The sequence below is a fragment of the Delftia sp. SD018 genome (assembly GCF_017355445.1).
Taxonomy (GTDB): domain Bacteria; phylum Pseudomonadota; class Gammaproteobacteria; order Burkholderiales; family Burkholderiaceae_C; genus Comamonas; species Comamonas acidovorans.
This window is the reverse complement of record NZ_JADDRN010000046.1, coordinates 19,150-27,978: the sequence shown is the minus strand read 5'-3', so window position 1 is coordinate 27,978 and position 8,829 is coordinate 19,150. Positions and strand designations below refer to the sequence as shown.

Here is an 8,829-nt window from a genome sequence, read left to right as displayed (position 1 = left end):
ATGCTGCGCTTTTTCCCGCCCGTGGTGACCGGCACCATCATTGCCGTCATCGGCATCAGCCTGATGCGCGTGGGCGTGAACTGGATCTTCGGCAACCCCGTCGGCCCCACCGCGCCCAGCGTGCCCAACCCCGAGCACCTGAAATGGCTGGCCGACGCCCAGGCCACGGCCGGCGCGCCGGGCTCCTCGCTGCCGCCCGTGCCCAAGGGCTTCGCGGTCGTGCCCACCATTCCCAACCCCAAGTACGGCGACCTGACCGGCGTGGGCATCTCGGCCATCGTGCTGCTGTCCATCCTGCTGATCGCGCGCTTTGCCAAGGGCTTCCTGGCCAACGTCTCGGTGCTCATGGGCATCCTGATCGGCGGCGTGCTGTCCGTGGCCATGGGCCTGATGGACTTCAGCAAGGTCGCCAAGGCCGAGTGGTTCACGATGGTGCTGCCCTTCGAGATCGCCACGCCGGTGTTCGACCCCATCCTCATCCTCACCATGAGTCTGGTGATGGTGGTGGTGATGATCGAGTCCACCGGCATGTTCCTGGCCCTGGGCGACATGACCGATCGCAAGATCAGCCAGGACGAGCTGACGCGCGGCCTGCGCACCGACGGCCTGGGCACGCTGATCGGCGGCATCTTCAACACCTTCCCCTACACCAGCTTCTCGCAGAACGTGGGCCTGGTCGCCGTCACCGGCGTCAAGAGCCGCTGGGTCTGCGTGGCCGGCGGCGTGATCCTGATCGTGCTGGGCGTGCTGCCCAAGATGGGCGCCCTGGTCGAGTCCCTGCCCACCGTTGTGCTGGGCGGCGCGGGCCTGGTGATGTTCGGCATGGTGGCCTCCACCGGCATCCGCATCCTGAGCAACGTGGATTTCCAGACCAACCGCAACAACGCCATGATCGTCGCCGTGTCCATCGGCGTGGGCATGATTCCGCTGGTGGCGCCGAATTTCCGCCAATGGATGCCCCACGGCATTCATCCGTTGATCGAATCCGGTATCCTGCTGGCCTCGATTACCGCGGTGGCATTGAACATTTTCTTCAACGGAGCCAGCAGCGATACCTCTGCTGCCGTCCGGGCCGCACGCCAGGCAGACGCCCACTGATGAAACAGTGCCCGCCCTGGCGGGCACGCCCAACAATCGCCCGGCCTACCCGCCGGGCTGTGCGCCCCCTGCCGTCCATAGGCGCCAGGGGGCTTGTTGTCGAAATCCCTGAGGCAAAACTGTCCTGACCCTCATAGGCTGTAGCTATCCGGTAAGCTCCGAGAGCATTTGCAGAGAATTCCTGTATGACCCAAAACCTGTCCAACGCCGAACAAGCCCTGCGCGACGCAGCCCGCGAATACCATCGCAGCCCCAACAAGGGCAAGATCTCCGTCACGCCCACCAAGCCCTTGTCCAACCAGCGCGACCTGTCGCTGGCCTATTCGCCCGGCGTGGCCTACCCCTGCCTGGACATCCAGGCCGACCCCTCGCTGGCCGCCGAATACACGGCGCGCGGCAACCTGGTCGGCGTCATCACCAACGGCACGGCCGTGCTGGGCCTGGGCGACATCGGCCCGCTGGCCGGCAAGCCGGTGATGGAAGGCAAGGGCTGCCTGTTCAAGAAGTTCGCCGGCGTCGATGTGTTCGACATCGAACTGGCCGAGCGCGATCCGGACAAGCTGATCGAGATCATCGCCTCGCTCGAGCCCACGCTGGGCGGCATCAACCTCGAGGACATCAAGGCGCCCGAGTGCTTCTACATCGAGCAGGAGCTGTCCAAGCGCATGAACATCCCCGTGTTCCATGACGACCAGCACGGCACGGCCATCATCTCCAGCGCCGCCCTGCTCAACGGGCTGGAGCTGGTGGACAAGCAGATCGGCAACGTCAAGATCGCCGTCTCCGGTGCCGGCGCTGCTGCCATCGCCTGCGTGAACGTGATGGTGGGCCTGGGCGTCAAGCGCGAAAACGTCTTCATGTGCGACTCCAAGGGCGTGATCTACGAAGGCCGCCCCGGTGGCCTGGACGCCTCCAAGGCCCAGTACGCGCAAAAGACGGACGCCCGCACCCTGGCCGATGCCGTCAAGGACGCCGACGTCTTCCTGGGCTGCTCGGCTCCCGGCGTGCTCACTGCCGACATGGTCAAGACCATGGCCGACAAGCCCATCATCCTGGCCCTGGCCAACCCCGAACCCGAGATCCGCCCCGAGCTGGCCAAGGCCGTGCGCCCGGACTGCATCATGGCCACGGGCCGCTCGGACTACCCCAACCAGGTCAACAACGTCCTGTGCTTCCCCTACATCTTCCGTGGCGCGCTGGACTGCGGCGCCACCAAGATCACCGAAGCCATGAAGCTGGCCTGCGTGCGCGAAATCGCCGCACTGGCCAAGCAGGACGTCAGCGATGAAGTCGCCGCCGCCTACCAGGGCAAGGAGCTGAAGTTCGGCCCCGACTACCTGATCCCCACGCCCTTCGACACCCGCCTGATCCTGCGCATCGCGCCGGCCGTGGCCAAGGCTGCCGAAGAGTCCGGCGTCGCCACCCGCCCCATCGCCGACTACGACGCCTACCGCGAGAGCCTGACCCGCTTCGTCTACCAGACCAGCATGTTCATGCGTCCGGTGTTCGCCGCTGCCAAGGCCAACCAGCAGCGCGTGGCCTATGCCGAAGGCGAAGACGAGCGCGTGCTGCGCGCCGCCCAGGTCGCCGTCGATGACGGCCTGGCCAAGCCCATCCTGATCGGCCGCCCCGCCGTGATCGAGGCCCGCATCGCCAAGGCCGGCCTGCGCCTGGTGCTGGGCAAGGACGTGGAGATCTGCAACCCCGAGGACGATCCGCGCTTCCGCCAGTACTGGGAAACCTACCACCGCCTGATGGGCCGCAACGGCGTCACGCCCGAGACCGCCAAGGCCGCCGTGCGCCGCTCCAACACGCTGATCGCCGCGCTCATGGTCCACCTGGGCGATGCCGACGCCATGCTCTGCGGCCTGGTCGGCAAGTTCGACAGCCACCTGGCCCATGTGCGCGACGTGCTCGGCCTCAAGCAAGGCGCTGGCGAGTTCGCCACCGTCAACGCCGTGATGCTGGACAGCGGCACGCTGTTCATCGCCGACACCTACATCAACGAGGCGCCCAACGCCACCGAACTGGCCGACATCGCCCGCCTGGCGGCCGAGGAAGTGGCCCGCTTCGGCCTCCCGCCCAAGGTGGCCTTCCTGTCGCACAGCAACTACGGCTCGTCCAGCCGCCCCTCGGCGCTGAAGATGCGCGCCGCGCGCGACCTGTTCGCCGCCGCCAACCCCGACGTGGAATGCGATGGCGAAATGCACGGCGACTCTGCCCTGTCCGAAGCCATCCGCGACCGCGCCCTGCTCGAGTCCTCGCTGCACGGCGAGGCCAACGTGCTCATCTGCCCCAACCTGGACGCCGCGAACATCCTGTTCAACGTGCTCAAGACCACGGGCGGCCACGGCACGACCATCGGCCCCATCCTGCTGGGCGGCGCTGCCGCAGCCCACGTGCTGACCCCCTCCGCCACCGTGCGCCGCGTGGTCAACATGACGGCCCTGGCCGCAGCCCAGGCCATCGCTGCCCGCGGCTGATCCGCGCCGCACCCAAAAAAGGCGCCCCTTCACAGGGGCGCCTTTTTTACGCCCCCTGCCCCGGCAGGAGCGGCATAAGCCCGGCTAGAATAGGCAGCTTCGGAGACTTGGGTGAGCGGTTTAAACCAGCAGTCTTGAAAACTGCCGACGGGCAACCGTCCGTGAGTTCGAATCTCACAGTCTCCGCCAGATAGCCATATAAATCAATAGGTTACGAGGCACAAAAGAGCAATACCCACAAAAGTGCCCACATAAAAAAGCGCCCCGATGCCGCAAGGCAGCGGGGCGTTCTTGCGTCTGGGGCATTGGCGGGCGCCTCAGCGTGGCGGCTCGTGGTTGGTGACGAAGTCGGCGGGCACGTCCGGCCCCCAGACGTAGAGCGAATCCTCGGGAGGATGGTCGGCCGCAGGCCACACCGCGCCCGCCTCGACAAAGTCGATGTCGCAGGAGTACTCGGCGAAGCTGCCCCAGGGATCGCGCACATAGCGAAAGAAGTTGGAGCCCAGCACGTGCCTGCCCACGCCCCAGCCCTGCGCATAGCCCGCCTCGGCCATCTGCCGGGCGCCGCTGCCCACGGCGTCGACAGAAGGCACGCACCAGCTGCTGTGGTGCAGGCCGGGTCCATGCGATGCGGCCAGTGCCAGCAGGTGATGGTCGCTGCCGTGCGGGCTGTGCAGGAAGGCGATGACCGAGCCCGAGCGGTCCGAGAGCCTGAGTCCCAGCACATCGGTGTAGAACGCCAGCGCGGCATCCACGTCGGCGCAGAACAAAAGCACATGCGACAGGTGCAGCGGCCGGATCTGCGGCATGAGGCTGCGAGCCGGCGCGCGGCCGGCATTGCGGCAGGCCGGCGGCAGCTCGTGCGGTGCGGGCGCCGACGGAGAGCTCTTGGCGGCTGCACGCAACTGGATGGGCACCCCGTCGGGGCTGGCGATCCAGATACCGTCGGTCTGCGCACCGGCCGGCGCAGGAATGCGTGCGATCCCCGCGCCGTCGATCCGGCGCGAGAAGGCATCGAGATCGGCCGCATGGATGCCCAGGCTCAGCCACTGCAGCCGCTTGTGCGTTGCGGCCTCCAGCACCCGCGCCCAGCGGTGGGGGTGCCCGTAGGTGTGCAGCGCCAGCGCGCCGTCGATGTCGCGCACCTCGAGCCCGAAACTGGCGTAGAAATGCCGCGCCGCTTCGAGATCGGGCACGCTGAAGACGAACTCATCGATCGAATGCACGGCCGGCTGCCCGGCCGCGCCGGACGGCGTTCCAGGTGTCGTTCCAGATGGCGTGGGAAGGCCGCTCATGGTGTTCCCTCCTTTGCATGCTCACTGTGCGAAGACCGGCGGGCACCGCCACGCGGCCGGTGGGCGGGCGAGGCCATCACCGCACCCGCTGGAGCTGCCGCCCAAGAACCCCGCCGTCCAGCGTCATGACATCGCCGGACTTCAGGAAGCGGGGCGGCTTCATGCCCAGGCCGACACCTGCGGGCGTGCCGGTGATGACAAGGTCGCCGGGCAGCAGCGTCATGAACTGGCTCAGATAGGACACGAGACAGGCCACCGGAAAAATCATGTCTGCCGTGCTGCTGCGCTGCATGACCTCGCCGTTGACGGACAGCGTCAGTTCGATGGCCTGGGGGTCAGGCAGCTCGTCGGCCGTGACCAGCCACGGCCCGACCGGGCCGAAGCCATCGAAGCTCTTGCCCTTGCCCCACTGGCCGTTGCGTTTGATCTGCCAGTCACGCTCGGAAATGTCGTTGGCCAGCAGGTAGCCGGCCACATGCGCGAGCGCACCTTCCACGGGGATGCGGCTTGCGCGCGTGCCGATCACAAAGCCCAGTTCGATCTCCCAGTCGGTGGCAACCGACGCTTCGGGCAGGCGCACCTCGTCGTCCGGCCCGGCCAGCGATGAAAGCGCCTTGTGAAAGACCACGGGCTCCTTCGGAATGTCGAGACCCGACTCCTCGGCATGCCGCCGGTAGTTGAGCCCGATGGCAACGAACTGCCGCGTGCCGGCGACAGGGGCGCCCAGGCGGCTACCATGCGCCACCAGCGGCAACCGCTGCAGATCGACGGCGGCCAGCGCGGCCAGCCTGCCGGGCGCCATCCACTCGGGCGTGAAATCGGGCACCAGGTCCGACAGGTCGCGCGCCTGGCCTTGGGAATCGATGGCGCCGGGCTTCTCGCAGCCGCTGGCGCCGTGGCGTATCAGTTTCATGGTCTGTCTCCTGGAACGGGAAGTGGAAAGTGGGAAGGAAATGGATCGGGACGCGGACGCGGGCCCTGCATGCGGGTTGAGCCTCAGAAGCTATGCCGCACGCCGGCAGCGAAGCCGTTCTGCGAACGCCCGGGGGCGGGCGCGGCGCCTGGCGCCGCATTGCTGACCGACAGCGCAAGTGCTCCCTCGTTGGACAGATGCCCTGCGGTCGCATACAGCGTGGTGCGCTTGGACAGCGAATACTGGGCCCGCAGGGCAAAGAGCCGGGCCCCGTCGTCGCTTCGCCTGAAACGCAGATCCAAGGCCTGCGCGTCGAGGGTCAGGGCCGGTGTGGCGGCGAAACTGGCGCCCAGATACCAGAGATCGCTGCGTGGCGCGTCGGGACGGCCGTCGTTGTGGCGGGCAATGACCCCGGCGCCGAGCTTCCATGCCCCCCAGCGCACCCATCCCGCGGCGGTGGAGCGACGGTCCTTGCGCGCGCTGCTGGTCAGGCCTGCGAAGGCGCCGGGGCCTCCACGGATTTCATCGACGGCCAGCGCGATGCCCCAGGCCTTGGCCTCGTACTTGAGCATTGCCGACCATTGCCGGCAGGCGCTGGAGTCGCCCGGCTGCTCGCCGGGGCAGTTGGTTCCCGCGGGACCGGGGCCCGCATTGACGGCATCACGCCCCAGGCTGTAGGTCGCGCCGACGGTGAAGCCGCCAAGGCCGGCGCGCCACGCAAGCGCGTTGTCCGCACGCGCATTGGGCAGGTAGCTGTCCAGCGAGGCGGCGCCGTAGGCATTCGGGCCGAGGATGTCCGCATCGAGCTGGGACCAGTACAGCATGGTGTACTGGCGCCCCAGTGTGAGGCTGCCCCAGTCGCCGGACAGGCCGACGAAGGCCTGGCGCCCCCAGGCGCGCCCGCCCTGGTTCAGCACGCCCGCGTCGAGCGCCAGGCCCTGCTCCATCGTGAACAGGGCACGCAGGCCGCCGCCCAGGTCCTCCGAGCCGCGCAGGCCGATGCGCGACGGCACGCTGCCGGTGAGGCCCGGCATGCGGTTCAGCGAAGCGCCTCCCTGGCCCACATCGGTCAGGTGCTCGACGGATGCATCGAGCAGGCCATAGAGCGTGACGCCCTGGGCCAGGGCAGGTGCCGAGGGCACGGCAGCGGCACCGGCCAGGCATAGCGCGGATAGCGCGGCGCGAACAGGAAAGGAGGGGTGTGGCATGTTGTCTCCTGAAAGTGATGGATGTCGGCAAGGACGGCGAAGGCTCAGACTCAGGCGCAGGCCGGCGTCCCCCGGCCGGACTGGCCAGGGTCACGAAAGCGCAAGACCGGACGGCCCGGGGAGCAGGCGGCCGGATGGGCCGGGGCTAGCCGGGCCCCACCGGCGGGCTGCGATGGCCCAGCGCCAGCGCCATGACCTCGGTCGGCTGCGCCGCACCGTCGCCGCGCCAGGCGATGTGGTGGTCCGGGCGGATCAGGACGCGGTCGGCGCCATACAGCGCACGCGTCTGCCCGTCTTCGCTCCTCACCACATCCAGCCGGATGCCGTATTGCGCAGCAGCCTGCCTCCAGGGCTCCAGCCCGTCCGGGCCGTCCGGGCCGAATGCAAGCAGTGTGAAATCGCGTCCGAAGTCATCGAGCAGGGACCGGTCCGGCCCCGTTGCCACATGCGGAGCGCGCGTGCCGGGATAACCGCCGGGCAGGTAGCGGTTGGGCTCGTCCGGCGGGGGCTCGGCCAGCTCCCGGGCGACGACGGGGCTGTCGGCATAGCGCAGGCCCAGTTGCAGCCCCGGGATGTTGAACTCGCGCGCCACATGCTCCGAAAGTGCCTGCCCGAGCGCATGGCGGGCGCTGTCGCCCACGGGCCCCTCCTGCTCGACTGCGGCCGTGACCGGCAGGCATCCGATGCTGTCGGCCATGCTGCGTGCAAAACTGGTGTTGCGCTGGGCGATCGGCCGCCGCTCGGCCTCATAGCTGTCCAGCAGCGCCGGGCCGGCCGCCCCCTGGATGGCCGCCGCCAGCTTCCAGCCCAGGTTCACGACGTCGTCCACGCTGGTGTTGTAGCCCATGCCGCCCGTGGGCGTGAACAGGTGCGCCGCATCGCCGGCGATGAACATCCTGCCGTGCCGCAGGCGCTCGGCCACCAGGGCATAGCCCGCGTTCCAGGGGGTCAGCGCGATCAGCTCGTGCGCAAAAGGCCGGCCGACGACGGCCTGCAGCGCCTGCTGCGGATGGAAATCGGCAGGCTGGGTGCCTTGGGGCAGCTGCACGATCAGCACGAACCGGTCCACGCCGTCGATGGCGCACAGCAGGCCGCGCTGCCCGGGACCAACGGCCCAGTACTGCCAGGCCCTGGGCTTGCCGATCAGCCCGTACAGACCGGGCGCCCGGAAGTAGATGGACATCATCTGGCCGCCCAGGAAATCGCGCCGCTCGCGGCCATGGCCTGCGTAGACGACGCCCATGGCCTGGCGGACCAGGCTGCGCGGCCCGTCGCAGCCGACCACATAGGCGGCCTGCAGCAACTCGGTACGGCCCGTGTCCGGCTCGCGGCATTCGATCTGGACTGCGCAACCGGTGTCCCGCACCGCCTCGGCCCTCAGGCCAAAACGCAGCACGGCGCTGGCATGGCGTTCGGCCTGCGCCCTGAGCACGGGCTCGATGAACATCTGCTGCGCCCGATGCGGCAGCTCGGGCGTCGGCCAGGCCTGTTCCCCGTAGTCGCCATAGGCCGTGCCCGAGGCGGCCTCCTCGGCCGAAGGAATGCGAAAGCGCGCCAGCTCGGGCCCTGTGAGACGCGTGCAATAGACGACGTCCTGGGGGTGCGAGGGCGGCAGGCCCAGCCTGCGCACCTGGTCGGCAAAGCCCCGGCGGCGGTAATGCTCCATGGTCCGGGACGAGGTGGCATTGGCCTTGGGCAGCGTCGGCGGCCCGCTGCGCTCCTCGATCAGCACGCACGGTATGTCCCTGCAGCCCAGCTCGATGGCCAGCATCAGCCCAGCGGGCCCTCCTCCGATGATCGCAACTTCGGTCTTCATGGCGTCTCCCCGGGGC

The 8,829-nt window shown here is 68.6% G+C and carries 6 protein-coding genes and 1 tRNA gene; 3 read left to right on the top strand and 4 right to left on the bottom strand.

Going from position 1 to position 8,829, the window contains the following annotated elements:
* The 3 genes from INR38_RS27210 to INR38_RS27200 all read left to right on the top strand — a co-directional run.
* Positions 1-1,098 (top strand): nucleobase:cation symporter-2 family protein (locus INR38_RS27210; protein WP_207476030.1); only part of this gene is annotated, 1,098 nt, incomplete at its 5' end.
* A gap of 185 nt (positions 1,099-1,283) precedes the next feature.
* Positions 1,284-3,581, top strand: a complete 2,298-nt coding sequence (locus INR38_RS27205) for an NADP-dependent malic enzyme (RefSeq protein WP_012204029.1) — start codon at positions 1,284-1,286, stop codon at positions 3,579-3,581.
* Between the two features lie 101 nt (positions 3,582-3,682).
* Positions 3,683-3,770, top strand: a tRNA-Ser gene (locus INR38_RS27200).
* A 128-nt stretch (positions 3,771-3,898) separates the two neighbouring features.
* Here INR38_RS27200 and INR38_RS27195 read toward each other — a convergent pair.
* From INR38_RS27195 to INR38_RS27180, 4 genes are all read right to left on the bottom strand, one after another.
* Positions 3,899-4,876 (bottom strand): VOC family protein, encoded by a 978-nt coding sequence (locus INR38_RS27195; RefSeq protein WP_207441963.1) that lies wholly within the window; start codon positions 4,874-4,876, stop codon positions 3,899-3,901.
* A 76-nt stretch (positions 4,877-4,952) separates the two neighbouring features.
* Positions 4,953-5,789, bottom strand: a complete 837-nt coding sequence (locus INR38_RS27190) for a fumarylacetoacetate hydrolase family protein (protein WP_017405613.1) — start codon at positions 5,787-5,789, stop codon at positions 4,953-4,955.
* An 83-nt stretch (positions 5,790-5,872) separates the two neighbouring features.
* Entirely contained in the window at positions 5,873-6,997 is a 1,125-nt protein-coding gene (locus tag INR38_RS27185; RefSeq protein ID WP_207441960.1) for a porin, read from the bottom strand.
* Between the two features lie 145 nt (positions 6,998-7,142).
* A complete protein-coding gene (locus tag INR38_RS27180) occupies positions 7,143-8,813 on the bottom strand; it encodes an FAD-dependent monooxygenase (RefSeq protein ID WP_207441958.1) in 1,671 nt (556 codons plus the stop codon).
* Between the last annotated feature and the right edge of the window lie 16 nt (positions 8,814-8,829).

Bases quoted from the DNA above. Each gene is read 5' to 3' on its own strand.
- INR38_RS27205 (WP_012204029.1), top strand. From the start codon at position 1,284: ATGACCCAAAACCTGTCCAACGCCGAACAAGCCCTGCGCGACGCAGCC.
- INR38_RS27195 (WP_207441963.1), bottom strand. From the start codon at position 4,876: ATGAGCGGCCTTCCCACGCCATCTGGAACGACACCTGGAACGCCGTCC.
- INR38_RS27190 (WP_017405613.1), bottom strand. From the start codon at position 5,789: ATGAAACTGATACGCCACGGCGCCAGCGGCTGCGAGAAGCCCGGCGCC.
- INR38_RS27185 (WP_207441960.1), bottom strand. From the start codon at position 6,997: ATGCCACACCCCTCCTTTCCTGTTCGCGCCGCGCTATCCGCGCTATGC.
- INR38_RS27180 (WP_207441958.1), bottom strand. From the start codon at position 8,813: ATGAAGACCGAAGTTGCGATCATCGGAGGAGGGCCCGCTGGGCTGATG.